Annotated in this window: 32 protein-coding genes and 1 pseudogene; 24 read left to right on the top strand and 9 right to left on the bottom strand. The window is 68.2% G+C overall.

Going from position 1 to position 23,944, the window contains the following annotated elements:
* From HV701_RS18315 to sctW, 6 genes and pseudogenes are all read right to left on the bottom strand, one after another.
* Positions 1-356: pseudogene (locus HV701_RS18315) on the bottom strand (type III secretion system inner membrane ring subunit SctD); the annotation flags it as partial.
* Positions 357-381: 25 nt separating this feature from the next.
* Positions 382-2,475, bottom strand: a complete 2,094-nt coding sequence (gene sctV, locus HV701_RS18320) for a type III secretion system export apparatus subunit SctV (protein ID WP_175134450.1) — start codon at positions 2,473-2,475, stop codon at positions 382-384.
* An 8-nt stretch (positions 2,476-2,483) separates the two neighbouring features.
* Positions 2,484-2,843, bottom strand: a complete 360-nt coding sequence (sctY, locus tag HV701_RS18325; RefSeq protein WP_175134451.1) for a type III secretion apparatus assembly chaperone SctY — start codon at positions 2,841-2,843, stop codon at positions 2,484-2,486.
* Positions 2,844-2,851: 8 nt separating this feature from the next.
* Positions 2,852-3,259, bottom strand: a complete 408-nt coding sequence (gene sctX, locus HV701_RS18330) for a type III secretion apparatus assembly protein SctX (protein WP_175134452.1) — start codon at positions 3,257-3,259, stop codon at positions 2,852-2,854.
* Positions 3,260-3,284: 25 nt separating this feature from the next.
* Entirely contained in the window at positions 3,285-3,665 is a 381-nt protein-coding gene (locus HV701_RS18335; RefSeq protein WP_175134453.1) for a hypothetical protein, read from the bottom strand.
* A complete protein-coding gene (gene sctW, locus HV701_RS18340) occupies positions 3,662-4,762 on the bottom strand; it encodes a type III secretion system gatekeeper subunit SctW (protein ID WP_175134454.1) in 1,101 nt (366 codons plus the stop codon). The genes HV701_RS18335 and sctW overlap by 4 nt, the downstream gene beginning before the upstream one ends.
* A gap of 227 nt (positions 4,763-4,989) precedes the next feature.
* Here sctW and HV701_RS26840 point away from each other — a divergent pair, with 227 nt between their 5' ends.
* The 24 genes from HV701_RS26840 to sctC all read left to right on the top strand — a co-directional run bounded on the left by HV701_RS26840 (position 4,990) and on the right by sctC (position 22,365).
* Entirely contained in the window at positions 4,990-5,382 is a 393-nt protein-coding gene (locus tag HV701_RS26840) for a hypothetical protein (protein WP_254595204.1), read from the top strand.
* Complete coding sequence (locus HV701_RS26845) at positions 5,280-5,717, top strand: hypothetical protein (RefSeq protein ID WP_254595205.1); 438 nt, start codon at positions 5,280-5,282, stop codon at positions 5,715-5,717. Before HV701_RS26840 ends, HV701_RS26845 begins: the two co-directional genes overlap by 103 nt.
* A gap of 89 nt (positions 5,718-5,806) precedes the next feature.
* Complete coding sequence (locus HV701_RS18350) at positions 5,807-6,544, top strand: hypothetical protein (RefSeq protein WP_175134455.1); 738 nt, start codon at positions 5,807-5,809, stop codon at positions 6,542-6,544.
* Between the two features lie 84 nt (positions 6,545-6,628).
* Positions 6,629-7,225 carry a hypothetical protein gene (locus tag HV701_RS18355; protein ID WP_175134449.1) on the top strand — a complete coding sequence of 199 codons (597 nt, stop codon included), beginning with the start codon at positions 6,629-6,631 and terminating at the stop codon, positions 7,223-7,225.
* 41 nt (positions 7,226-7,266) lie between these two features.
* Positions 7,267-7,578: a hypothetical protein gene (locus HV701_RS18360; protein WP_175134456.1), complete on the top strand. Its 312-nt coding sequence runs from the start codon at positions 7,267-7,269 to the stop codon at positions 7,576-7,578.
* Positions 7,579-7,600: 22 nt separating this feature from the next.
* Positions 7,601-8,104: a SycD/LcrH family type III secretion system chaperone gene (locus HV701_RS18365; RefSeq protein WP_175134457.1), complete on the top strand. Its 504-nt coding sequence runs from the start codon at positions 7,601-7,603 to the stop codon at positions 8,102-8,104.
* Position 8,105: 1 nt separating this feature from the next.
* Positions 8,106-8,927 (top strand): type III secretion system translocon subunit SctB, encoded by an 822-nt coding sequence (sctB, locus tag HV701_RS18370; RefSeq protein WP_175134458.1) that lies wholly within the window; start codon positions 8,106-8,108, stop codon positions 8,925-8,927.
* Between the two features lie 22 nt (positions 8,928-8,949).
* Positions 8,950-10,233: a type III secretion system translocon subunit SseC family protein gene (gene sctE, locus HV701_RS18375; RefSeq protein WP_175134459.1), complete on the top strand. Its 1,284-nt coding sequence runs from the start codon at positions 8,950-8,952 to the stop codon at positions 10,231-10,233.
* 26 nt (positions 10,234-10,259) lie between these two features.
* The gene (locus HV701_RS18380; RefSeq protein ID WP_276512730.1) at positions 10,260-10,739 is read left to right on the top strand and encodes a SycD/LcrH family type III secretion system chaperone; all 480 of its coding nucleotides are present in this window, start codon (positions 10,260-10,262) and stop codon (positions 10,737-10,739) included.
* 12 nt (positions 10,740-10,751) lie between these two features.
* A complete protein-coding gene (locus HV701_RS18385; RefSeq protein ID WP_244957902.1) occupies positions 10,752-11,216 on the top strand; it encodes a tetratricopeptide repeat protein in 465 nt (154 codons plus the stop codon).
* Positions 11,217-11,223: 7 nt separating this feature from the next.
* Positions 11,224-11,640: a type III secretion system inner rod subunit SctI gene (gene sctI, locus HV701_RS18390; RefSeq protein ID WP_175134460.1), complete on the top strand. Its 417-nt coding sequence runs from the start codon at positions 11,224-11,226 to the stop codon at positions 11,638-11,640.
* On the top strand, positions 11,640-12,461 hold the full coding sequence (gene sctJ / locus HV701_RS18395; protein ID WP_175134461.1) for a type III secretion system inner membrane ring lipoprotein SctJ: 822 nt from the start codon (positions 11,640-11,642) through the stop codon (positions 12,459-12,461). Before sctI ends, sctJ begins: the two co-directional genes overlap by 1 nt.
* Before the next feature lie 2 nt (positions 12,462-12,463).
* Positions 12,464-13,120 carry a SctK family type III secretion system sorting platform protein gene (locus tag HV701_RS18400; RefSeq protein WP_175134462.1) on the top strand — a complete coding sequence of 219 codons (657 nt, stop codon included), beginning with the start codon at positions 12,464-12,466 and terminating at the stop codon, positions 13,118-13,120.
* Positions 13,090-13,740: an HrpE/YscL family type III secretion apparatus protein gene (locus HV701_RS18405; RefSeq protein WP_175134463.1), complete on the top strand. Its 651-nt coding sequence runs from the start codon at positions 13,090-13,092 to the stop codon at positions 13,738-13,740. The genes HV701_RS18400 and HV701_RS18405 overlap by 31 nt, the downstream gene beginning before the upstream one ends.
* A 2-nt stretch (positions 13,741-13,742) precedes the next feature.
* Positions 13,743-15,074 (top strand): type III secretion system ATPase SctN, encoded by a 1,332-nt coding sequence (gene sctN, locus HV701_RS18410; RefSeq protein ID WP_175134464.1) that lies wholly within the window; start codon positions 13,743-13,745, stop codon positions 15,072-15,074.
* Positions 15,071-15,577: a type III secretion protein gene (locus HV701_RS18415; RefSeq protein ID WP_175134465.1), complete on the top strand. Its 507-nt coding sequence runs from the start codon at positions 15,071-15,073 to the stop codon at positions 15,575-15,577. Before sctN ends, HV701_RS18415 begins: the two co-directional genes overlap by 4 nt.
* Entirely contained in the window at positions 15,574-16,134 is a 561-nt protein-coding gene (locus HV701_RS18420; RefSeq protein WP_175134466.1) for a hypothetical protein, read from the top strand. Before HV701_RS18415 ends, HV701_RS18420 begins: the two co-directional genes overlap by 4 nt.
* Before the next feature lie 12 nt (positions 16,135-16,146).
* A complete protein-coding gene (sctQ, locus tag HV701_RS18425) occupies positions 16,147-17,226 on the top strand; it encodes a type III secretion system cytoplasmic ring protein SctQ (RefSeq protein ID WP_175134467.1) in 1,080 nt (359 codons plus the stop codon).
* Complete coding sequence (gene sctR, locus HV701_RS18430) at positions 17,223-17,891, top strand: type III secretion system export apparatus subunit SctR (protein ID WP_175134468.1); 669 nt, start codon at positions 17,223-17,225, stop codon at positions 17,889-17,891. Before sctQ ends, sctR begins: the two co-directional genes overlap by 4 nt.
* Positions 17,892-17,898: 7 nt before the next feature.
* Positions 17,899-18,165: a type III secretion system export apparatus subunit SctS gene (gene sctS, locus HV701_RS18435; protein ID WP_175134469.1), complete on the top strand. Its 267-nt coding sequence runs from the start codon at positions 17,899-17,901 to the stop codon at positions 18,163-18,165.
* Positions 18,166-18,180: 15 nt separating this feature from the next.
* Positions 18,181-18,981: a type III secretion system export apparatus subunit SctT gene (sctT, locus tag HV701_RS18440; RefSeq protein WP_175134470.1), complete on the top strand. Its 801-nt coding sequence runs from the start codon at positions 18,181-18,183 to the stop codon at positions 18,979-18,981.
* The gene (sctU, locus tag HV701_RS18445) at positions 18,978-20,036 is read left to right on the top strand and encodes a type III secretion system export apparatus subunit SctU (RefSeq protein WP_175134471.1); all 1,059 of its coding nucleotides are present in this window, start codon (positions 18,978-18,980) and stop codon (positions 20,034-20,036) included. The genes sctT and sctU overlap by 4 nt, the downstream gene beginning before the upstream one ends.
* Complete coding sequence (locus HV701_RS18450) at positions 20,033-20,431, top strand: CesT family type III secretion system chaperone (RefSeq protein ID WP_175134472.1); 399 nt, start codon at positions 20,033-20,035, stop codon at positions 20,429-20,431. Before sctU ends, HV701_RS18450 begins: the two co-directional genes overlap by 4 nt.
* Before the next feature lie 47 nt (positions 20,432-20,478).
* Complete coding sequence (gene sctC / locus HV701_RS18455) at positions 20,479-22,365, top strand: type III secretion system outer membrane ring subunit SctC (RefSeq protein WP_175134545.1); 1,887 nt, start codon at positions 20,479-20,481, stop codon at positions 22,363-22,365.
* 55 nt (positions 22,366-22,420) lie between these two features.
* Here sctC and HV701_RS18460 read toward each other — a convergent pair whose 3' ends face one another.
* The 3 genes from HV701_RS18460 to HV701_RS26855 form a co-directional block, all read right to left on the bottom strand.
* Complete coding sequence (locus HV701_RS18460) at positions 22,421-22,945, bottom strand: RNA polymerase sigma factor (RefSeq protein WP_236755121.1); 525 nt, start codon at positions 22,943-22,945, stop codon at positions 22,421-22,423.
* Positions 22,946-23,233: 288 nt separating this feature from the next.
* Entirely contained in the window at positions 23,234-23,605 is a 372-nt protein-coding gene (locus HV701_RS26850; RefSeq protein ID WP_476929140.1) for a BspR family type III secretion system anti-sigma factor, read from the bottom strand.
* A gap of 3 nt (positions 23,606-23,608) precedes the next feature.
* On the bottom strand, positions 23,609-23,806 hold the full coding sequence (locus HV701_RS26855) for a hypothetical protein (protein WP_254595207.1): 198 nt from the start codon (positions 23,804-23,806) through the stop codon (positions 23,609-23,611).
* Positions 23,807-23,944: the final 138 nt, after the last annotated feature.

Consider the following 23,944-nt stretch of genomic DNA (forward strand, 5'->3'; position numbering starts at 1 on the left):
GTCTCGGGCGGCGGCGCCGCCTCGGGCGCGGTCACGGCCGGGGCGACGGCATCGTTGGCGGCGTCGGGCGCGTTGGTCCAGGGGTCGCCGCGGCGGGCCACCGTAATCCAGACCGGGCCCAGCGGCACCGGGCGGTTGAACGGGGTGGCGGGCGTTTGGGCCGGCGCGGCGTCGTCCAGCGCCAGGTCCCAGCCGCCCTCGCCGATGCGCACGCGCGCGGCGCGCGGCCCCATGCCGTCGTCGGCCAGCACGATGTCGCAGGCCGGATCGGCGCCCAGCACCGAGCCATCGGCCACCAGGCAGCGGGCGTCGCGGTGCAGGCCGGACAGCACGCGGAGTTCCAGCGCTTCGCTCATGACAGGGCTCCGGTTGCGGGCGGATTCACAGGTCCACCCTGGCCAGCGGCTGCACGTTGATTTCCTGGGTCAGCTCCTGGTAGGACAGAACCGGCAGTTCGTACAGGTCCTGTTCGATCATCTTGCGCAGGTAGCGGCGAATGTCCATCGAGGTCAGCAGCACCGGCTTTTGCGCTGCCGCCGCCAGGTCGCCGGTGACGCGCTTGATGTTGTCCACCAGCTTCTTGGAGGCATTGGGGTCGAGCGCCAGGTAGCTGCCGGCGGAGGTCTGGCGGATGGCGCCGCGCACGGTTTCCTCGACATTGGGCGCGAGCAGGTAGGCCGGCAGGATATTCTGGCCGCTGGAGTATTTGTAGCTGATATGGCGCTTGAGCGAGACGCGCACGTATTCGGTCAGCAGCACCGAATCTTTTTCCTTCTGGCCCCATTCGATCAGGGCTTCCAGCACCGCGCGCAGGTTGCGCACCGAGATGTCCTCGGACACCAGCCGCTGCAGGATTTCGGCGATTTTCTGCACCGGCATCACGCGCAGCGCTTCCTTGACCAGGTCGGGGAAGCGGTCTTCCATGGCGGTCAGCAGGAAGCGGGTTTCCTGGATGCCGATGAAATCCGACGAGTATTTTTTCAGTACGAAGGCCAGGTGCCAGGTCAGCACCTGGTGCGGGTCCAGGAAGGGAATGCCGGCGGCCGACAGGGTCGGGGCCAGGCCGGCCTCGACCCACAGCGTGGGGATGTTCGGCAGGAAGCGCTTGTCGGTTTCATACGGCACCTGCAGCGCCTGCAGGTTCTGCTCGGTATCGCGCACCAGCACCGACCCCGGGCGCAGCTTGCCCTGGGATACCGGTACCTCGGACAGCAGAATGTTGTAGCTGTCCGGCGGCAGGGCGTCGTTGAAGCGCAGTTGGATGCCGGGGAATGGCACGCCCAGGTCGAAATACAGGGCGCGGCGGATCTTGAGCAGTTCGTCGTTGAGCTCATCGGCATCGAAGCTGCGCTGCAGCGCGGCGGCCACGTCGATCATCAACGGCAAGGTGGGCGCGAATTCGGCGCTGCCATCGGTGCGCGGCTTGGCCTGCGGTTTCTGGCCGTCGGCGGCCAGCGCCGGAATCTCGGTGATTTCGCCGGTCTTCTCGTCCACCACCTTGCGGGTGCCGCGCAGCAGTACGAAGCCGACGGTGCCGACCACCGCGGCCAGCGCCAGGAAGGTCAGGGTGGGCATGCCGGGGATCAGGCCCATGCCGATGGCGATGGCGGCCGCGATCAGCAGCGCGCGCGGCTGGGCCAGCACCTGGGCGCCGATGTCCTTGCCGACGTTGGAAGGGCCGTCGCCGGTCTGCACCCGGGTCACGATGATGCCGGCGCAGATGGCGATGAACAGGGCCGGAATCTGCGCGATCAGGCCGTCGCCGATGGTCAGGATCGAATACACCTGCACCGCTTCGCCGGCGGACAGGCCGCGCTGCATGGTGCCGATGAGAATGCCCCCGAGCAGGTTGACCGAGACGATGATGAGCCCGGCAATGGCGTCGCCCTTGACGAATTTCATGGCGCCGTCCATGGCGCCATAGAGCTGGCTTTCCTTTTCCACCAGCGAGCGGCGCTTGCGCGCCTCGTCCATGTCGATGGTGCCGGCGCGCAGGTCGGCGTCGATCGACATCTGCTTGCCGGGCATGGCGTCCAGCGAGAAGCGCGCCGCCACCTCGGCCACGCGTTCGGCGCCCTTGGTGATGACCACGAACTGCACGATGGTGAGGATCAGGAACACCACCAGGCCGACGATCAGGTTGCCCCCCACCACGAAGTTGCCGAAGGTCTCGATGATGTGGCCGGCATCGCCCTGCAGCAGGATCAGGCGGGTGGTGGCAATCGAAATGCCCAGGCGGAACAGGGTGGTGACCAGCAGCACCGAGGGAAAGGAGGAAAAGGCCAGCGGCGACGGCAGGTACATCGCCACCATCAGCAGAATCGCCGACAGCGTCATGTTGGTGCCGATCAGCACATCGACCAGGGCCGTCGGCAGCGGCAGGATCATCATGAAGATGATCGAGACGATCAGCACCGCCAGGACGATATCGTTGCGGCTGGTGGCGACGGCGACGGCGCGGTTCAGGGCTTGCATGGGACGGCTCAAGTCGTTTCTGCTTCGGTAGAGGCGGCCGCCGGGACGGGCCGCAGGGCAACATAGGCACGCATGGCCGCGGCGGCCTCGTCGCGGCGTTCCAGGGCCAGCAGCGCCTGCGAGCGGATCAGGTGGAAGGGCGCGTCGACGCCGCCCTGCATGGCCAGCTGGTCCAGGGTCGACAGGGCCGCGTCCGGCTTGCCGGCGCGCAACTGCGCCAGTGCCAGCGTGGCCAACTGGCGGCCGTCGGCCAACCCCAGCGTGCGCAGGGCATTCAGCAACACCGCGGTCTTTTCGGGCCGGTTGTTTTCGAGATAGACGTAGGCCAGCAGGCTGAGCAGCTCGCGGGCATCGGGCGGCAGGAGCATGGACGCGTTCATCCCTGGTACAGCGCGCTGCGATACATGGTGACCAGGTCGCGCAGTCCGGCTTCGTCCTTGAGCAGCCGCACCGCGCGGTTCAGCGCGCGCGCCTCGTCCGGACTGGCGTCCTGGCGCTGCTCGGCCGCGGCGGCCAGGCTGTCCAGCGTCGCTTGCAGGGTCTGCGCGAACTTGCCGGGCAGCAGCAGGTCGCGGTTGGCGATGGCGGGGCGCAATTGCTGGTCGAGGTAGCGGCCGGTATTGGGCGTGTCGAGCAACTGAGCCAGTTGCGCCTTGACGCCGTCGGTGGGCGGCGCCAGCTCCTGGCGTTCCGGCAGGTGTTGGCCGGCGGCTTCGCGGCCGGCATAGGAAATGCCGTCCAGCCCGCGGTCGAAGGCGAAACCACTGATGCGCATATCGGACATGGTGTGGGGGTCTCCGTCGCCAGGGTCAGTCGGTGCGGGTGTCGTCGAGCCAGCGCGCCAGCCGCTCCACCGCCTGCCGCAGCGCGGGCGCGTCGCTGTGGTCGATGGGCAGGCGGGTCAGGGCCAGCAGGCGGGGAATGCCGTCCTGTTCGCGCAGGGCGGCCTGCACCGGGGCGCCGTCCAGGTGCGCATGGTGCGCGCGCCGCCAGGCCCGCAGCAGGCGCGGTGCGGCGTCGTAGGGCACCGGGTCCGACACATAGACCAGCACCTCGGTCGCGGCCGCCTCGATGGCGACCCGGCGGCCCGAGTCCAGTTGCAGCGCCAGGTTGCCGCGCGGACCCAGGGCCAGCCGTTCCAGGCCGATGCTTTCGCCGAAGGCGCCGAGGGCGCGATCCAGGCTGTTCATTCGTATTCCTCGTCGATGGCCGCGTCCAGGGCCAGTTGCGCCGCGCCCAAGGCCGACTGGCGGGCATCCATGTCGGGGAACATCGGCAGCGGCAGGTCCTTGAGCACCGCCCGCACGCCGCCCAGGAAAGCGATGCGCGCGGCGACCGAATCGGCGCCATGCGAGGCCGCCAGGGCGGTGAAGCGCGATTCCGACAGCCACTTTTCGTTGCTGATGTTGACCAGGTCCTGCATCAGCCGCTCGGCCGCCAACGGCTTGCCGTGTTCGCGCGCCATCTTTTCGCCGAGTTCGCCGCAGCCGTCCAGCACGGTGACGGCCACGCCCAGTTGATACAGGTCCTGCATCAGGGCCTGCAACCGGTCGGGGCTGGTGGAGGGGCGCGCCGCGGCCAGGTCCAGGCCCAGCGCCTGGATCAGTTGTTGCAGGCCGCGCGTCACGTCCTGTCCGCCGAAACGTTCCAGCGCCAGCGAGAGGGTCTTGGCCAGCGAGTTTTCGCCCAGCACCACGTCCTGGTAGGTGCGCTGGAAATCTGCTACCCCTTGGGCGTCGTCGGCGTAGCCGGCGGCCGCGCCGACGGTGTTCAGGCTGGCGCGGATCTGCGGACCGCTTTCCAGTTCCAGGTCGGCCAGCGCCTCGCGCAGCCCGTCGAGCACCGCTTCGGGCGCGCCCTCGCGCTCGCCCTGGCGCAGCGCGTATTGCAGGCCGAGGTATTGCCGGGCCGGATCGCCGAATGCCTGGGCCGCGGCCTGGCGCGGATCGGCGCGGCCGGCCAGCAGATGGCGCGCCAGCTCGATCAGCTTTTCCTGGGCATCGGCGTCGTGCGATTCGGCCAGATAGGCCACGATGGCTTCGGTGCTGAGCAGTTGCAGCGGCGCTTCGCGGCCGATCTTGCGCTCGGCGTGGTGTTTGTCCTCGGTTTTCTCGGCCATGTGCAGGCTGAGTTCCTCGGCAGCATCGGCCAGCGAGACTTCGCCTTCGACCGCCATGGCGGCCTGACCCAGCATCGTGCCGACCTGCTGCTGGCCGTGCTGGGAGTCGGCATGCGAGGTCGTGGACGAGAAGGCGGAGGCGGGCAGGCCGGCGTCGATACGGTTCATGAGGGCGCGGGAAAGGGCGGCTGACAGCCGCGCATGGTCTGGGGTAGTAACGGCTGGGCGAGGAAAGTTCCATCCTGTCTGCATGGAACCAAGGCCGGCCGCCGGTTACGTACACCGGCAGGCCGCGGATTCCCCGGAACCCGGACGCGCCGCACCGAATTTCAGGGTTAACCCGTGCCGTCCAGGCGCCGTGCAGCGGCGCCAGCGGCCGAATCAAGGAGAAAGGAATGGCTACGGTTTCCGGAGTGGGAGTCGGGAGTGTCGCGGGCATGGACCTGTCGAGCATGGATCTGGAGACCGCGCTGATGGCGGTGCAGACCCAGCGTTCGCAGTTGCTGGAGGACGCCCTGCGCCAGCAGCTGGATTCGGTCAACGGCCGCAATGCGCAGATGGCGGGCCTGAACGAGTCGATGAATGCGAAGAACGCCGAGAACCTGAAGCTGGAGTCGTCCAGCGTGGCGCTGCAGGGGCAGATCGACCAGCTCAAGGATCTGCAGGGGCGCCTGTCGGCGAGCAAGTGTCCGAACCCCGAGGGCTGGTACGGCTTGTCCTGGGGGGGCAGGGCGACGACAAGGCGCTTTCGCACGCCACGCTTGACCAGATCAAGGCGGCGGGGCTGACGATCCCGACCGGCGACGACGCGCCCCGCGATGTCGATCGCAACGGCACCATGGACGCGAAGGGGCGGGTGGTGCAGGGCTTCGTCGACCAGCTGGGCGCCAAGATTTCGGCGCTCGAGGCCCAGATCGCCAGCAATGGCAAGACCATCGAGGCCAACAAGCAGGCGGTCACCGAAATCAAGAGTTCGCTCGACAACCTGAGCAACACCCAGCAGATGGAGATGCTGCGGCTGCAGGGGCTGACCGGCAAGCGCAACGAAGCCTTCGATGTGATGACCAACTTCATCAAGAAGATGCAGGAAAGCCGGTCGTCCATCATTGGCAACATGCGTTGATGGCGTGAACGGGGGCGGATGATGACCGGACCTGTGAGCGGCAGCCAGCCCAACCTGGGGGGGGCGTGGGGCTGGAGAGTTCCAGCGGTGTGCGTGGCGCCGACCTGGTGGGCGCCGACCAGGAGACTGCCATGCTCAGTGTGCAGGGCGAGCGTGGGCGGCTGCTCGACAAGCAGGTCGAGACGCAGATCCAGGAATTGCGCGCGCTCAACCGCCGCCTTGAGCTGCTCAACACGGTGCAGGCCGGCCTGAAGGCGGTGCAGGCGCAGTTCAACGCGGGCGCCAAGTACGACAAGGAATGGGACGACGCCAGCGGTGGCTGGAGCTTCGCGCTGGCCGATCGCATCAATCGGGCGGCGGCCGAGGCTGGCCTCAACCTGGGGTTCGCCGCCGACAGCAACTCCTGGCGCCTGTTCGGCCACATGGGCGACATGAAGGACTTTGCCCGCGCCTACCTGCCTGCCGATCAGGCCGATCAGTTGGCGCATTGGCGCGACGAGGGCGACCTGGGCGGCTATCTGCTGGCCGCGGAGCTGGTCGACCAGATGGCGGGCCACGATGGCTTCATGACCCCCGACTACCCCGGGCAAACCCTTAATCGCTGCCCGGGCGGCATCCGCTACGACTCGGAATATGGCGAGCTGCGCCAGGCCGTGACCCGGGTCCAGGGCGCCATCGACGAGGCTTCGAGCCTGCAGCAGGACCAGATGCTGCGGCTGCAGGCACTGATGAACCGCCGCAACGAGTCGGCCGACATGCTGAGCAATTACGTCAGGAAGATGCAGGACAGCCGGATGGCGATTTCCGAGAAGATTCGTGGAACCTGAAGCCGGGTTCCGTTACTTACGCTGCATAGTCGGTCAACCGCAACATCGAACCCGGACGATAGGGCCGGACCAGGAGCTTCTTCCATGAGCGTGAACATGAACCCCGCCGGCGTCGGCGCCATCAACATGACCGATCTTTCGGGCATGGACATCGAGACCGCCCTGATGATGGTGCAGATCGAGCGCACCAAACTGCTGGACAGCCAGCTCAAGAGCCAGATCGAGGAAGTGCAGAAGCGCAACGAACTGACCGGCGCGCTCAACGACATGCAGGCCAAGCTCAACGGCATGAAGGGCACGCTGGACTCCAAGGACGCCAAACCGGGCGACAGAGTCAGCGAAGGCGCCGGCACGCCCACCAACAAGACGCTGGCCACCGAATACGCGACCCAGGCGTTCAAGCTGGGCATGGATCCGGCGCCGGTGACGGCGACGCCGATCAAGGATGCCGCCGGCAATGTCGTCGGCGCCACCGTGACCGGCATGCCGACCCGTGAAGGGCTGGAAAAGGCCATTTCCGACCTCAAGAGCAAGCTCGATTCCGCCAGCAACAGCCAGCAGATGGACATGCTGCGCCTGCAAAGCCTGTCGAACAAGCGCAACGAGGCCTTCGACACCATGACCAATTTCATCAAGAAGATGCAGGACAGCCGTTCGTCGATCATCGGCAACATGCGCTGATCCTCCTTCCTTTCCACCTGCCCGCAATCCGGAGAACGGCAATGGCCGACACCCAAGACCAGAACATCCAGGACCTTATCGAACGCGCCGACGCCGCCGTGCGCGAAGCCCAGCGGTCCATCGAGGCATCCGACGACAACCTGCGCAAACTGGGGCTGGATCCGGACAAGGTCCGCGCCACGCTCCAGGCGCAGCCGATGGACGAGCGCCAGCGCGAGGAAGCCGAGGCGCTGTTCCGCCAGGACATGGAGGCGGTCGACCGCGAGGTCGAGCAGGAAGCCGCTTATGCGCGCCAGCGCAGCACGCCGCGGGCGCCGGGCGCCCCGGTCAAGCGTCCGCGCACGATGGTCTGACCCAGCCGCCCGGGAGCCCGCCATGAATACCGCCGCCCAGGCGCCGATGACCGGCGCGGAATACGCAGCGCTGCATGATCAGATCGTTGACCAGATGGCCCGGGGCGGCAGCCTGGGCCAGCTCAAGGGCATGACCGCCGACGAGTGCGAGGCGCTCTACGCCCTGGGCTATGGCCTGTATGAAAAGGGGCGCTATGCCGATGCGCTCAAGGTGCTGGCCTACCTGGTGACGCTGGACCACACCGAGCATCGCTACCTGGTGGCGCTGGGCGCCACGGCCCAGGCCATGGGCAAGCACGCCGATGCGCTGCAGCAGTACATGGCCGCCACGCTGCTTGACCCGCTGGAGCCGGCGCCCGTGTTCCATGCGGCCCAATGCCTGCTCGAAATGGGACAACCCGCCGCCGCCCTGCAGTCGTGCGACCTGGCGCTGGCCATGTGCAAACCGGATCGCCATGCCGCGCTGGCCGAGCGCGCGCGCGGCCTGCGCGATCTGCTGGCGGCGCGTGGCGCCAAGGAGAATTGAGATGATCAACGTCAACAACCCGGGCGCCATCAATCCGGCGCTGCTCGATCCGCTGGCCGGCGCGGAAGCCGCGCAGGCGGCAACCCCCGGCTATACCTCGCTGGATGCCACCCAGTTCGTCGGCAAGGGCGGCGCCGCCGACAAACTGGCGTCCCTGGGCCTGCCGCCGCCTGGTCAGGGGGACATCGCGGGCGCGGCCGATGCGCTGAACAAGCTGATGGCCAATGCCGATACCGACATGTACGCGGTGATGGCCCTGCTGCAGAAGATCTCGCAGGAACAGCGCAACGCGGCCCGGGCCGACCGCGCCGCCTCGCTGGATGCGCAGACGCAGTCGCTGCTGGCCGCGGCCGACAAGATCAAGGAAGCGGCCGAAGAACGCTTCAAGGGGGCGCTGGCGCAGGGCATCAGCCAGATCGTCGGCGGGGCCATGCAGGCCGGCATCGGCGCCGCGGGCGTGGCGGCCACGGGGGCCTCGGCCCGCATGACCACCACGTCCAGCCCGTTGACCGCGCAGCAGACCGTGACGCAGGCCAGGCTGGATGGCTTTGCCACCAATTCCGCCGGCATCGGCCAGGGCTTGAGTGGCATGACCGGCGGCGTGGGCGGCATTGTCCAGGCGGCCTATGACCAGAAGGCGGGCCTGGCCGACGCGGAGCGATCGCGGCTGGAAGCCGATGCCAAGGTCGCCGAATCGGGGGCGCAACACGCCAACGACGTGATGCAGCAGATGATGGACGTCATCCGCGATATCCGCGACAAGCTCGGCGCGATCGAACAGAGCCGCAGCGAAACCAATCGCGGCATCGCCCGCAATCTCTGAGCCTGCCAGGGGAGCCAAGATCATGGACATCCGCCCTTCCACCGGCAATGCCGGGCTGACGCCGGCGCTGGACCCGTCCGGCGCGGGCGCCGCCACGGGCGCGGCGGCCGAAGCCGCCCTGCGCGCCGCCAGCGGCCTGGACCTGGCCGCCCTGGCCTCGCAGTGGGCATCGAGCGTGGCGCAGGCGCGCAGCGGCGGCGGCGACGGCGTCACCAACGCCAATGGCAAGCCCGCCATCGCTCCGCCGAGCCGCGAGTTTTCGGCCGCCGAAATGGTGGACCTGCTGCGCGCCCTGCAGGGCAAGACTCAGGATGCGCAATTGCGCTCGGCCAAGGAGAACATCGAGAACAACCGCATCGAGCAGGCCAAGAACAACGAAGAGCAGGCCCGCAAGGTCGATGAATGGATCCAGAAGAGCAAGGAAGCCGAGAAAGGCGGCATCCTGGGCAAGATATTCGGCTGGATCGGCGCCATCGTGGCCGCGATCGCGGCGGCGCTGATGGTGGTGGCGGCGGTGGCGGCCACGGCCGTCACGGGCGGCGCCGCCGGTCCGGTCATGGTGACGCTGGCGGCGATCGCGGTGGCGGGCGCGGTCAGCCTGTTGGCGAACCAGATATCGGCCGAATGCGGCGGCCCCGAGATCAGCATCAGCAATCTGATCACCCAGGCCGTGAGCAAGCTGCTGCAGGCCTTCGGCGTCGAGCCCGAACTGGCCGAGAAGATCGGCAACATTGTGGCCGGCGCGTCCATGCTGATGACGGGCGCGGTCCTGATCGAGCCCGGCGCGCTGGGCAAGATGGCCGGCGCCATCGCGGTGGTGGCCGGGGCCGACCCGCAGACCGCGGGCTATATCGCCATGGCGGTCGGCTTGGCCGCGACGATCACGGTCGGGGTGGTGATGGCGGTTGCCTCGTTCGGCGCCGGCGCCGTGTCGGCCGGGGCCAACGCGGCCGCCAACGTCGGCTCGCAGACCGCGCGCAGCGTGGCCGATACCGTCAAGACCGCTGGCCAGGTGGCATCGGGCGCGGCCGCCGTGGCCAAGGGGACGGGGCAGGTCATCACCGGCGCCGAGACCATCAAGTCGGCGCAGGCGCAGGAGGCGGCCGACAAGGTGCTGGCCGACAAGAAGGCGCTGGAGGCCTTGCTGGTCAAGCTGCAGGCCTCGATGGAAGAAGACCGTGACCGGATCAAGAGCGTGATGCAGGCCATGGACGAGTCGATGCAGATGGTCAGCAAGATGATCAATGCGGCGGCCGACAGCATGAGCCAGGTCACCGCCAATATCGGCAAGCGCGCCATGGTCTGAATGGCATCAATATCGGAGCGAACCAAGTGTCCCTATCCTCACCCGCGACCTCGCGCAGCGCCTTCGGGCAGCAACTGTATGACGGCCTGGCCGCCTTGCCCGGCAGCCAGCGGCTCACCGCCGACCAGCTCGAGGTGATCTACGCCATGGCCTACGCCCACGTGGCGCAGGCCCAGTACGCCCAGGCACTGCCGCTGTTTGCCTTCCTGTCGCAGTACGGTCCGACCCGCAAGCATTACCTGACCGGGCTGGCGCTGTGCCTGCAGATGCAGGCCCGTTTTGACGAGGCGATCCGGATTTATTCGCTGATCGGCGTGTTGTACCCGTTGGCGCCGGAGGCCACGCTGCGCGTGGCCGAATGCCAGCTGGCGCTGGCGCAGACCGGGGCGGCGCGCGAATCGTTGCAACTGGTGGCGCAGGCCGCCCAGGCTGACAGTAGCCATGCGCCATTGGGGGCGCGCGCGGCCAGCCTGTTGGCGCTGCTCGACAAAGGCGCCCTGCCGTGAACCGGAAACGATATGAACGATAGGGTCGAAGCAGGCTCGGCAGCAGCCGTCTCGGATGAGACGGCTTTTGTGCTTGATGCCGACGACGCGCGCGTCTTGACCGAAGTGGGATTCCTGGCCGCCGGCCGCGGTGACGTGGCGCGCGCCGATGTCATCTTCCAGGCGCTGCGCGCCTTGCGGCCGGGCCGCGCCTATCCCTGGCTGGGACTGGCGGTGGCGCGCCTGAACGCGGGCCGGGCGGACGAGGCGGTGCGGCTGCTGGAGCAGGGCGAGGCCAGCGCGGCGGCTGAACGCGGGCTGCTGGCGGCCTGGCGCGGGCTGGCGCTGCAACTGGCTGGCCGCACTGCTGAAAGCACGCGCCTGCTGCAAGCCTGCGCGCAAGGCGGCGAGGGCGCGGAGGGCATCGCGCTGGCCCGTTCGCTGCTGGGCTTGCCGGCCGAAATGAACGACGACCCTTCCCGTGTGAACAAGTCCTAGGATAAATATGGAGATCACCGCGCTTTCCGCCGCAATGGCGCCCGTGCTGGACACGGTCAAGACCGCGCCGTCCGAGCTGGTCACGGAACGCTTCGCCCAATTGATGGCCGCGCCCGAAGCGGGCGCGCCCGCGCTCACCGGCCTGCAGGCTGCTTTGCAATCGGCCTTCACGCCCGCGATCGACGCCGCGCCTGCCACGCTCGGCAACCAGATTCTGGCCAGCCTGCGCAGTACCACCACCGAGTATTCGGAGAAGTGGCAAAACATCGCCGGCCGTCTCGATGCCATGTCGTCCGCGCCGGCCATTGCCGACATGCTGCGGCTGCAGGCCGACCTGGTGCAGGTGTCGGTGCAGTACGAACTGGTCGGCAAGGCGGTCTCGCGCACCACGCAGAACGTCGATTCGCTTGTCAGGATGTCCTAATGCACGCTGTTTCAACCCTGTCTTTTCCCGCGGCGCTGTCGCGCCTGCGCTGGCTGCTGCTGGGCCTGGCGCTGTTGCTGGCCGCTTGCGGCTCGCGCGTGGAGCTGTTCTCGGCCGCCAACGAAAGCGAGGCCAACGAGGTGCTGTCGGTGCTGCTCGATGCCGGCATCGCCGCGCAGAAGGCCGCCACCAAGGCCGGCGTGGCGGTGTCGGTGGACGGCGCGCAGGTGGCGCGCGCACTCGACATCCTGCGGGCGCGCGGCCTGCCGCGCGAACGCTTCGACGGCATGGGGCAGATCTTCCGCAAGGAAGGGCTGGTGTCCTCGCCGCTGGAAGAGCGCGCCCGCTACATCTACGCGCTGTCGCAGGAGCTGACCAACACGCTGTCGCAGATGGACGGCGTGCTGGCCGCGAGAGTCCACGTGGTGTTGCCCGAGCGCGGTGGCGTGGGTGAAAACACCACGCCCTCGACCGCCGCGGTCTTCATCAAGCACCAAACGGGCTACAACCTGGACGCGCTGCAACCGCAGATCCGCAAGCTGGTGACGCACGCGATTCCAGGATTGACGGAAGACCGGGTCTCGATCGCCCTGGTGTCGGCGCAACCGGCGGCCTCGGCGCCGGCCGCCGGCATGGCCACGCGGCAGGTGCTGGGCATCGAGGTCGGCGCGGATTCGTCGGCGACGTTGCTGGCCTGGCTGGTGGGGCTGATTCTGCTGGTGCTGATCCTGGCCGCCGCCCTGGGCTACCTGCTGTGGCGCTATGGCATGCCTGGCCGCGCCCAGCCCGCGCGCCGCGAGCCCGCGGCCGAGGCCCGTTGACGATGGCTTACGCGTCGGCCGTGCTGGATCGCAGGCTGGTTGCATTCAACCAGCTGCCCAGCCACACCCTGCACCCGAGCCGCCATGAACGCCATGCGCCGCCGGCCGCGTTCGCCGTGATCGCCGCGGCGCCTGCGCTGGCGCCGGCCTGGCATCGGCACTGGTCGCGCGACATCCTGGAGACGCTGGGCCTGTGGCAGCGCCCGGTCATCGATGCCACCCGCCCCGAACTGGCGTTGGCGCTGCTGGCGCCGGATGCGCTGGCACGCTGCGCGCGCCAGCTGGGCGCGGTGCTGTGCGGCCCATGGCTGCGCCGCGTCATCGCCGGCGACGACGTGCGCACGCTGATCGGCCGCTTCGGCGCCGACCTGCTGGATTTCACCCGCCGCACCGCCGGCGGCCTGCATGCAGGCCTGGCCGAGACGGCCGCCTGGTCATTGGACGACACTGCCGCCGCGGTCGACACGCTGGGCCTGGGCGCGCTGCGCGCGGCCCTGAGCGACGGCGGTCCCGAGCTGGCGCAGCGGGCCGAACTGAAACTGCCCGACCTGCCCGCGGCGCCCGCGCCGCTACCGGCAGCGCAGGCGCTGTCGCTGGGCTTGTCCCTGCTCAAGCAAACGGATCCCACATGGCTTTCCTCATTCCCCGCGATCCGCTGACGCCGCGCGCCGCGGACACCGGCGGCGCCGGGCGCATCGACCCCGCCGCGCGCATATTGCGGGCCGCCGAAAGGGCGGCCTGGGCCGATGCCGGCCAATTGCTGGCGCGGGCGCAGGCGCAGGCCGACGCCATCGTCGCCGGCGCTCAGGCGGCGTTCGAGGCCGAGCGCCAGCGCGGCTATGACGAAGGCCACGAAGCAGCGCTGCTCGACCAGGCCGAGAAAATGATCGAGACGGTCGGCCGCACGGTGGAGTATTTCGCCGGCGTCGAAAACGAAATGGTCGAGCTGGTGATGTCGGCCGTGCGCAAGGTGGTCGATGGCTTCGATGACCGCGAGAAGGTCATGGTGGTGGTGCGCAACGCCCTGGCGGTGGTGCGCAACCAGAAGCAGATGACGCTGCGCCTGAATCCGGCGGAAGTCGATACCGTGCGCGAGCAGATCAATGACCTGCTGGCGGCCTATCCCGGCGTCGGCTACCTGGACATCCTGGCCGACGGCCGGCTGGCGCGCGGCGCCTGCATCCTGGAAAGCGAGATCGGCATGGTCGAAGCCAGCCTGGAAGGGCAGATCCAGGCCTTGCGCCAGGCATTCCAGCGCACCCTGGGCAGCCGGGTCTAGCGATGCGTCAGTTCGACTACATCTCCGAGATGATGGCGCTGGCGCTGCAGGACACGCCGACGCTGCGCATCAAGGGCCGCGTCACGCAGGTGATCGGCACCATCATCAAGGCGGTGGTGCCGTCGGTGAAGGTGGGCGAGGTCTGCATCCTGCGCAACCCCGGCGAGAACTTCGAGATGAAGGGCGAGGTCGTGGGTTTTGCCCGCGATGCCGCATTGCTGACGCCGATTGGCGACATGTATGGCATCTCCACCGCCACCGAGGTCATCCCCACCGGCCGCGCCCACATGGTGCCGGTCGGGCCCGGCCTGCTGGGCCGGGTGCTGGACGGGCTGGGCCGGCCGCTGGACGAGGCCGAGCTGGGGCCGCTGGAGGCCAGCAAGTTCTACCCCGTGTTCGCCGAGGCGCCCGACCCGCTCAAGCGCCGCATCATCTCGCAGCCGCTGGAACTCGGCGTGCGCGCGCTGGACAGCGTGCTGACCTGCGGCGAGGGCCAGCGCATGGGGATCTTCGCGGCCGCCGGCGGCGGCAAATCGACGCTGATGGGCATGTTGGTCAAGGGCGCGGCGGTCGACGTGACGGTGGTCGCGCTGATCGGCGAACGCGGCCGCGAAGTGCGCGAATTCCTGGAACATGAGCTGGGTCGCGAAGGCCGGCGCAAAAGCGTGATCGTCTGCGCCACCAGCGACAAGTCGTCGATGGAACGGGCCAAGGCCGCCTATGTGGCCACCGCCATCGCCGAGTACTTCCGCGACCAGGGCAAGCGGGTGCTGTTCCTGATGGATTCGGTGACGCGCTTTGCCCGCGCCCAGCGCGAGATCGGCCTGGCGGCGGGCGAGCCGCCCACCCGCCGCGGCTATCCGCCTTCGGTGTTCGCCACGCTGCCCAAGTTGATGGAGCGCGCCGGCATGAACGAGCACGGCTCCATCACCGCCCTGTACACGGTGCTGGTGGAGGGCGACGACATGACCGAGCCCATCGCCGACGAGACCCGTTCCATTCTGGACGGCCACATCGTGCTGTCGCGCAAGCTGGGCGCGGCCAATCATTACCCCGCCATCGATGTGCTGGCGTCGGCCAGCCGCGTCATGAATGCGGTCATCACGCCCGAGCACAAGCGCGCCGCCGGCCGCCTGCGCGAACTGATGGCCAAGTACCAGGAAGTCGAGCTGCTGGTGAAGATCGGCGAATACAAGCGCGGCGGCGATGCGGTGACCGACGAGGCCATCGACAAAATCGGCGCCATCAACCAGTTCCTGCGCCAGCGCACCGATGAACGCGCCACGCTGGCCGAGGCGCTGGCGCAGATGAGCGGCATCGTGGGGACGGCATGAGCGTGTTCGACGAGCTGCTCGCCATCAAGCGCTTTCGCGAAGGCCAGGCCGAAATCGCGGTGTCGCGCCAGCGTCAGCGCCACGCCGAGGCCGAGGCCGCGCGCCAGGCGTCCGAGCAGGCGCTGGCGGATTTCCGCGACGAATCCGCGCGGCGCGAGCGCGCGATGTACCGCGACCTGTGCAGCCGCGTGGTGCGGGTGCGTGAGATCGAGAACGTGCTGCAGGGCGTGGCCGGCCTGCGCGACGGCGAGCGCCGCTGCGAACAGGCATTGGAGCAGGCGGCGCAGCGCCTGCGCGACGAAGCCCGGGCGCTGGCCGAGCGCCGCGAACAGCACCAGCAGGCGGTGCGCCTGACCGGCAAGTTCGTGGAACTGGCCAGCATCCACCTGGCCGAGCATCTCAAGGCGCTGGAGCACAAGGAAGACCAGGAAATGGAAGAGGCCGCCTCGCTGTCGCGCGATCGCGAGGACTGGGAACAGCACGAGGAGTTCGAACCGGCATGAGCATAGACCGACGCATCGGACTGGACACCGCCATCGCCCAGGGGTCGGGGTTGGCCCAATCGGACGGCCAGGCGCCTGGCCGCCAGGCCAGCGATGCCGACCGGCGCGCGTTCGAGCAGGCCATGGCGCAGGGCGGCGAGGCCGCGCCGGCCGATGCGCCGGCCACGCCGTCGCCGTTTTCGCTGTTCGGCGCCGGCCGCGCCGAGACCGCCCAGCCTGCCGCCGCGCCGCCGCAGGCATTGACGCAGGCGCTGCTCGGCAGCGCCGAGCAACTGCAGGTGGCCGATGGCAGCCAGGGCCGGCGCCAGGTGCGAGTGGAATTGAAGGATGAGGTGCTGCCCGGCGTCAGCGTGTCGGTCTACGAGGCCGAGGGCCGCGTCGTCGCCGATTTCAGCTGCGCCAGCGAGACCTCGCGTGAACGCCTGGCCAGTCTGGCGCGGCCGCTGGCCGAGCAACTGGCCGAGAGCCTGTGCCGGCCGACGCGCGTGCGCGTCGGCACCGATGACCCGGAAGACCCCTGCCTGGCGGAGACCGACGCCGACGCGCCGCTCCGTTGATCCCTGGAACCCATGACCGCAAGTACTTCATTTTCCCCTTCTCCGCTGCCGTTGCCGCGCCTGTCCGGCAACGAGGCCCGCGCGCGCTCGCTGATCGCCCGCCATGGCGCCGACCTGACGGTCATGCTGGCGCCGCTGGCCGGCAGCGATGCCGAACCCGCGCGCTGGCGCCTGGGCTTCACGCCTGGCGTGCCCGACGCCGTGCGGCAGTCGGCCACGCTGTCGGCCGATCTGGAATGGGCCGGCGCGCGGCTGCGCCTGGGCCTGCCGGCAGGCGCAGCCGAGGCCTGGCTGGCGGCGCGTCTGCCGGACCTGGATGCCGGCGAGCTGCCGCCGGCCCTGGCGCTGGCTGCCATCGAGACCTTGCTGGCCGAAGTGGTCGCGGGTCTGGGCCAGGCATCGCCCGGCGGCCCGCTGCGGGTGGTCGGCCGCGACACCCCGGCGCCGGCGCTGCCGCATGACTGGACGCTCGCCGCGCGCCATCCCGCCAGCGGCGATACGGTCTACGCCACGCTGGCGGCCGATGGCCTGGGCCTGATGCTGTTGGCCGGCCTGATCGGCCGTGCCGCGCCCGCGGCCAACGATATCGACGCCGACGCCGTGCCGGTGCGCCTTGCCGCCTGCCTGGGATGGACCCACCTGGGCGCGGCCGAGTTGCGCAGCCTGGCGCCGCGCGACACCGTGTTCCTCGACCATTGCCTGATCTCGCCCGACGGCGAGCTGTGGCTTGGCGCTGGCGGCCAGGGGCTGCGCGTGCGCCGCCAGGATTCCTCATACCTCGTTACCCAAGGCTGGACCTCCCTCATGACCGAGACGCCGCAACCGCCGCTGGACGCCGACGCGGGCGATCAGACGCCGCTCGATATCGACGCCATCCCCGTCCGACTGACTTTCGAACTGGGCGAACGCCAGATCACCCTGGGCGAGCTGCGCCAGTTGCAGCCTGGCGAGACCTTCGACCTGGCGCGGCCGCTGGCGGACGGGCCGGTGCTGGTGCGCGCCAACGGCGCGCTGGTGGGCAGCGGCGAGTTGGTCGAGATCGATGGCCGCATCGGCGTGACGCTGCACCGCCTCGGCAAGGCAGGCGCATGAACGGCGCGGATCCGATCAGTCTGGCGGTGGTCCTGGCGCTGCTGGCGCTGGTGCCGCTGGCCGCGGTCATGACCACGTCGTTCCTGAAGATCGCGGTGGTGCTGACGCTGGTGCGCAATGCCCTGGGGGTACAGCAGGTGCCGCCCAACATGGCCTTGTACGGGCTGGCGCTGATCCTGTCGGCCTACGTCATGGGGCCGGTGGTGATGCAGATCGGTGACGAACTGCGCGCGCCGCCGGCGGCGGTGGCGCCGGGCGCGCCCGAGCCGGACCGGCTCGAAGGCATCCTCGACGCGGTGACGCGCGGCGCCGAACCGATGCGCGCATTCATGCTGAAGAACAGCCGCGCCGAGCAGCGCGATTTCTTCCTGCGCACCGCCCGCGGCCTGTGGGGCGAGCAGCAGGCCCGCAACCTGAAGGAAGACGACCTGCTGGTGCTGATTCCGTCGTTCCTGTTGTCGGAGCTGACCGCGGCTTTCCAGATCGGCTTCCTGCTGTACCTGCCGTTCGTCATCATCGACTTGATCGTGTCCAACATCCTGCTGGCGATGGGCATGATGATGGTGTCGCCGGTCACGATCTCCATGCCCCTGAAGCTGTTCCTGTTCGTCATGGTCGACGGCTGGACGCGGCTGATCCAGGGCCTGGTGCTGTCCTACACCTGAGGCCACCATGGGAACCGTCGATCTTGTCTCGTACATGACCCAGGCGCTTTACCTGGTGCTGTGGCTGTCGCTGCCGCCGATCGCCGTGGCGGCGATCGTGGGTACCCTGTTTTCGCTGTTCCAGGCCCTGACGCAGATCCAGGAACAGACGCTGTCGTTCGCCATCAAGCTGATCGCGGTGTTCGCCACCATCATGCTGACGGCGCGCTGGCTCAGCGCCGAGCTGTACAACTTCACGATTTCCGTGTTCGACCTCTTCTACAAGATCCATTAGGAGCGGCCGGCCATCATGATCTCGGGCATCACTTACGCCGAAGCCAAAGTCTTCCTGGGGACGCTGGCGCTGACGCAGCCGCGCATTCTGGCGCTGTGCGCGATGCTGCCGCTGTTCAACCGCCAGCTGCTGCCCGGCATGCTGCGCTACGCCCTGTGCGCCGCCATCGGCCTGGTGCTGGTGCCGGCGCTGGCGCCGCGCTACGCCGTGATCGAGCTGAGCGCGGTCGATCTGGTGCTGCTGGTGGCCAAGGAAGTCTTCATCGGCCTGGTGATGGGCTTCCTGGTGGCGATTCCGTTCTGGATCTTCGAGGCGGTGGGCTTCGTGGTCGACAATCAGCGCGGCGCCAGTCTGGGCGCCACCATCAACCCGGCCACCGGCAACGACTCGTCGCCCCTGGGCATCCTGTTCAACCAGGCGTTCATGGTGTTCTTCCTGGTGGGCGGCGGCTTCATGCTGATGCTGACCATGCTGTACGACAGCTTCCGTCTGTGGGACCTGTGGGACTGGGCGCCGACCCTGCGGCGCGAAAGCGTGCCGCTGATGCTGGACCAGTTGGGCCGTTTCCTGCGGCTGACGCTGCTGTTCGCCGCGCCCGCCATCATCTCGATGTTCCTGGCCGAGGTCGGGCTGGCGCTGGTCAGCCGCTTCGCGCCGCAATTGCAGGTGTTCTTCCTGGCCATGCCGATCAAGAGCGCGCTGGCATTGCTGGTGATGGTGCTGTACATGAGCACGCTGTTCGAGTACGCCGCCGAGGCCACCGGCCAGATCGGCGTGGCCTTGCCGTTCCTGGACAACCAATGGCGGGCGCCATGAGCGGCGAAAAAACCGAACAGCCAACCCAGAAGAAGCTGCGCGAAGCGCGCCAGAAAGGCGACGTCGCGCACAGCAAGGACTTCACCCAGACGCTGCTGGTGCTGGCGTTGTTCGGCTACATGCTGGGCAATGCCCACGGCATCATCGAGGCCCTGGGCCGGCTGGTCCTGATTCCGTCGACGCTGGTGGGGCAGCCGTTCGAGCAGGCGCTGCCGGTGGCGCTGGAGGCGGCCCTGCGCGAGGCCGTCTACCTGGTGCTGCCGTTCGTGCTGATCGTGCTGGTGATCGGCATGTTCGCCGAGTTCCTGCAGGTGGGGGTGGTGCTGGCGTTCGAGAAGCTCAAGCCTTCAGCCAAGAAGCTCAATGTGATGAGCAACCTGAAGAATATCTTCTCCAAGAAAAACCTGGTGGAGTTGCTGAAATCCATCATCAAGATCGCGTTCCTGTCGGTGCTGGTGACGCTGGTGGTGCGTGATGCGTTGCCCGAGCTGATGGCGGTGCCGCACAGCGGCCTGGCCGGGCTGGAGGCGGGCGTGGGCGGCATGATGCGCACGCTGATCGTGAACATCGCGGTGGCATATGTGGTGATTTCCCTGGCCGATTTCGTCTGGCAGCGCATGCAGTACCGCAAGGGGCTGATGATGAGCAAGGAAGACATCAAGCAGGAATTCAAGGAGATGGAGGGCGACCCCCACATCAAGCACAAGCGCAAGCACCTGCACCAGGAAATGGTGATGCATGGCGCCGTCGCCAGCACGCGCAAGGCGTCGGTGCTGGTGACCAATCCCACCCACCTGGCGGTGGCGATCTACTACGAACCCGACGAAACGCCGCTGCCGGTGGTGCTGGCCAAGGGTGAGGGCGCGCTGGCCGAGCAGATGATGCAAGCGGCGCGCGAGGCTGGCGTGCCGGTGATGCAGAACATTCCCCTGGCGCGGGCGCTGATGGCGTCCGCGCAACCCGATCAATACATTCCCAGCGAGCTGATCGAGCCGGTCGCCGAAGTCCTGCGGCTGGTCAGGAAGCTGGCTGGCAATCCGGAAGACCCGACATGAATGCATCCCAGCACCCCCTGATTTCGGCCTATGCGGCGCGCCACGGCCTGCCGCCTTCGACCCGCGCCGATGGCCGCCTCACCGTGGTGATCGACCAGGCCTATCGCGTGCATCTGCAGCCGGCGCGCGATGGGTGGCTGGCCCTGAGCGCGCGCCTGTGCCCGCTGCCGGCCGGGCAGGCCGAGCGCGATGCCCTGGTGATCGAGCTTGGCAAGCTGGCCGCCGGCATGCTGTCGCGCCATGCGGCCTGCTGCGTGGTCGACCCGCAGGACCGGGCCCTGTGGCTGCAACAGACGCTGCAGCCGGCCAGCGGCGATCTGGCGCTGGACGAGGCCGTGGGGGCTTTTGCCAATGCACTGTCTTTTTGGGCCGGCGCCGTGCGGCGGCTGGCATGAATACGCGTTACGGGCATGCGGCCCGAGGAGAAAGAGTGTTGAAGCGGATGATTCTGGCGACCGCGCTGTCGCTGGGCCTGGCGGCCGGCGCGCAGTCCGCGCCCAACTGGCCGAACGTGCCCTACAGCTACTATGCCCGCGACGAGAACCTGCAGACGCTGCTGCGCGAATTCGCCGGCGGCTTCAGCCTGTCGCTGCAACTCGGGCCCAACGTCAATGGCACGGTCAACGGCAAGTTCAACGCCAATTCGCCGACCGAGTTCATGGACCGGCTGGGCGGGGTGTACGGCTTCAACTGGTTCGTCTACGCCGGCACGTTGTTCGTCAGCCGTACCAACGACATGAAGACGCGCTCGGTCAGCGCCATGGGCAGCTCCATCAGCGCGTTGCGCCAGGCGCTGCAGCAGCTCGGCGTGCTGGACCCGCGCTTCGGCTGGGGCGAGCTGCCCGATCAAGGCATCGCGCTGGTGTCCGGCCCGCCCGGTTACGTCGACCTGGTCGAACGCACCGTGGCCGCCTTGCCGATGGGGGCGGGCGGCCAGCAGGTGGCGGTGTTCCGACTCAAGCACGCCTCGGTCAATGACCGCACCATCAGCTACCGCGACCAGAAGGTGGTGACGCCGGGCCTGTCGACCGTGCTGCGCAACCTGATCACGGGCGGCGGCGGTGGCGCCAACAATGAAACCCTGGCCGCCATCGCGGCGCCCTTGCGCGACAATCCGCCGGCCTTTCCGCAGGTCAATGGCAGCGATGGGGCCGCCGGCCAGGCCGGGGCCCAGCCGGCCGCGCCCGCGGCCACCGGCAAATCCGGGCTGCGCCTGCGCGAACCCACGGTACAGGCCGATGCGCGCCTGAACGCCATCATCGTGCAGGACATTCCCGACCGCATCCCCATCTACCGCAGCCTGATCGAGCAGCTCGACCTGCCCAGCACGCTGGTCGAGATCGAAGCCATGATCGTGGATGTGAATTCGGACCTGGTCAGCGAACTGGGCGTGACCTGGGGCGCGCGCGCCGGTTCGACCACGTTCGGCTATGGCAACCTGGGCCTGGGCACCAGCGGCGGGCTGCCGCTGGAAAGCGGCGCGGCGCTGTCGCCCGGCACCATCGGCGTGAGCGTCGGCAACACGCTGGCGGCGCGCTTGCGCGCCCTGCAGACCAAGGGCCAGGCCAACATCCTGTCGCAACCGTCGATCCTGACTGCGGACAACCTCGGTGCCATGATCGACCTGTCCGACACCTTCTACATCCAGACCCGCGGCGAACGCGTGGCGACGGTGACGCCGGTGACCGTGGGCACGTCGCTGCGCGTGACGCCCCGCTACATCGAGTCGAAGGACGGCGCGCGCGTCGAATTGACGGTCGATATCGAGGACGGCCGCATCCAGGAAGAACGCCAGATCGACAACCTGCCGACCGTGCGCAAGAGCAATATCAGCACCCTGGCCATCGTTGGCAACGACCAGACCCTGCTGATCGGCGGCTACAACAGCAGCCAGAATTCCGAGCAGGTCGACAAGGTGCCGATTCTGGGCGACATCCCGGGCCTGGGACTGCTGTTCTCGAACAAGTCGAAGACCGTGCAGCGGCGCGAGCGCCTGTTCCTGATCCGGCCCAAGGTGGTGGCGATCAATGGCGAAGTGGTGGCCACGCCCGGCGTGTCCGGCACCGGCCCCATGCTCAACGCCACCTGGGGCGGCGAAGGCCGCATGACGGCGGGGCAGTATCTCGACCTGGCGCAAAGCCAGCGTACCCGCATCGTGTTCGGGCCGAACGTGCAATTGCGCCGCAGCAACGGGCCGGTGCGCGCCTCCGAATGGCTGGATGGCACGCCCTCGGCGGCGCCGCTGCTGGAAGGCAAGTCCAGCGCGCAGCAAGGTCCGGTGATCCAGGTCGAGCCGGTGGCGGCGCCGGGGACGGGCAGGGCGCCCTAGCCGGGGCGCGTGGCCATGCGGAGGGATGCCTTCGGATGGCCGCGGAGGGGGCGGCTCAGTCGTCGAGCCGCAGCCCTTTCTGGGCCAGCTTCTCGCGCAGGGCCGCACGGGCGCGCGACAGGCGGCTGCGCACGGTGCCGACCGGCACTGTCAGCAGCGCGGCGGCGTCTTCGTACGAAATCTCGTCGATGCCGACCATGAGAAGGATGTCGCGCATGTTTTCCGGCAGTTCGTCCAGCGATTCCTGCAGCAAGGCCAGGGTCTGGTTCTGTTCCAGCACGCGATCGGGGGACAGGTCGCTGGTGGCATGCTCGGCCAGCAGGCTGTCGCTGACGAAATCATGGCGGCGCTCGGGGGCGCGCGACAGATAGTTGCGCACCAGGTTCAGCGCGATGCCGTAGAGCCAGGAGGAGAGTTGCGATTCGCCGCGGAAGCTGCGGTATGAGCGGGCCGCTTCGACAAAAGCCTGTTGGGCCAGGTCTTCGGCCTCGGTGGTGTTGCCGATGTGCTTGATGATGAAGCGCTGGAGCCGGGTGGAGTGCTCCCGCACCAGGTCGCGCAGCAGATATTGTTCATCCATGTCCCAACCCCGCCCCTCGCCGTCAGCGCGAACGGGCGGCAAATCCGTCTCGGCGGAAGCGGCTGTGCAGTCGCTGGGATGGGTCATGGATTGGGAAAAGAAACGTGTATTCAGCTACAAGTTACGACCGGTCTGCGGCGAATTATCGCAGCTTACCGGTGTCACAATATTTCGAAAATCGAAATATTGAGGCAAAAGTAAGATTTTTTGCGTCAGATATGTAAAAACAAGTAATCGATGGTGGCGATATTCCGGAGAACGGAATCTCGATCGGCGGGGGGGCCGGTGTCAGCCGGATTTGAGTTGGTCGCGCAACCAGGCGGCGGCGGTGGCCAGCGAAACCGGGCTCTGCCCCGACAGGGCCGCCTGCTCGAAGCGTGCCTGCATGGCTTGGTCGAGCGCATCGCGGCGGCTGGCGTTCAGGCTGGCGGCAGCCACGCCTGTGTCGCGACAGGCTTGCTGGAAGGCGGGGGTATCGGCGCTGGCCGAGACCGCCAGGCGGGTCAGGAAGTCGACGCCCGAGAGGGCATCGCGCGAGGTCTGCGCCATGTCCAGCGCCTGCACGACGGTGCGGGCCGCCAGCGGTTTGCCGGGGTTGGGTTCCAGCCCGAGCTCGCGCGACACCGCGCTGGCGATGCCCTGGCCATAGCTGTGGGCCAGCGCCTACGCGAACAGGCTGGTGGTGTCGACATTCGGCGCCACCCACGCCACGCTGCGGCCGCCGGGCGTGGTCCCCATGCCCAGGACCTGCAGCTTTTCGCCGGCGATGTCGACATAAACGTCCTGGCCGCTCTGCGCCGCCTTGGCGAAGGCTTCGAGAGAGACGAACGGCGAGGAAGGGGTAACCGATGAAATTGTCATGCAGCCAATAAATCCGGCGTGTCCAAGGTCGGGCCCGTAGGAGATTCAACAGCCCCTGTGGTTGAGTAACCCGGCTGGCGCTTTGGTTCCATCGCCGCGACACGTACGCGGATTTTATGCTATCGCGCGGTTTTCCCG

This window comes from Achromobacter pulmonis (genome assembly GCF_902859765.1).
Taxonomy (GTDB): Bacteria; Pseudomonadota; Gammaproteobacteria; order Burkholderiales; family Burkholderiaceae_B; genus Achromobacter; species Achromobacter pulmonis.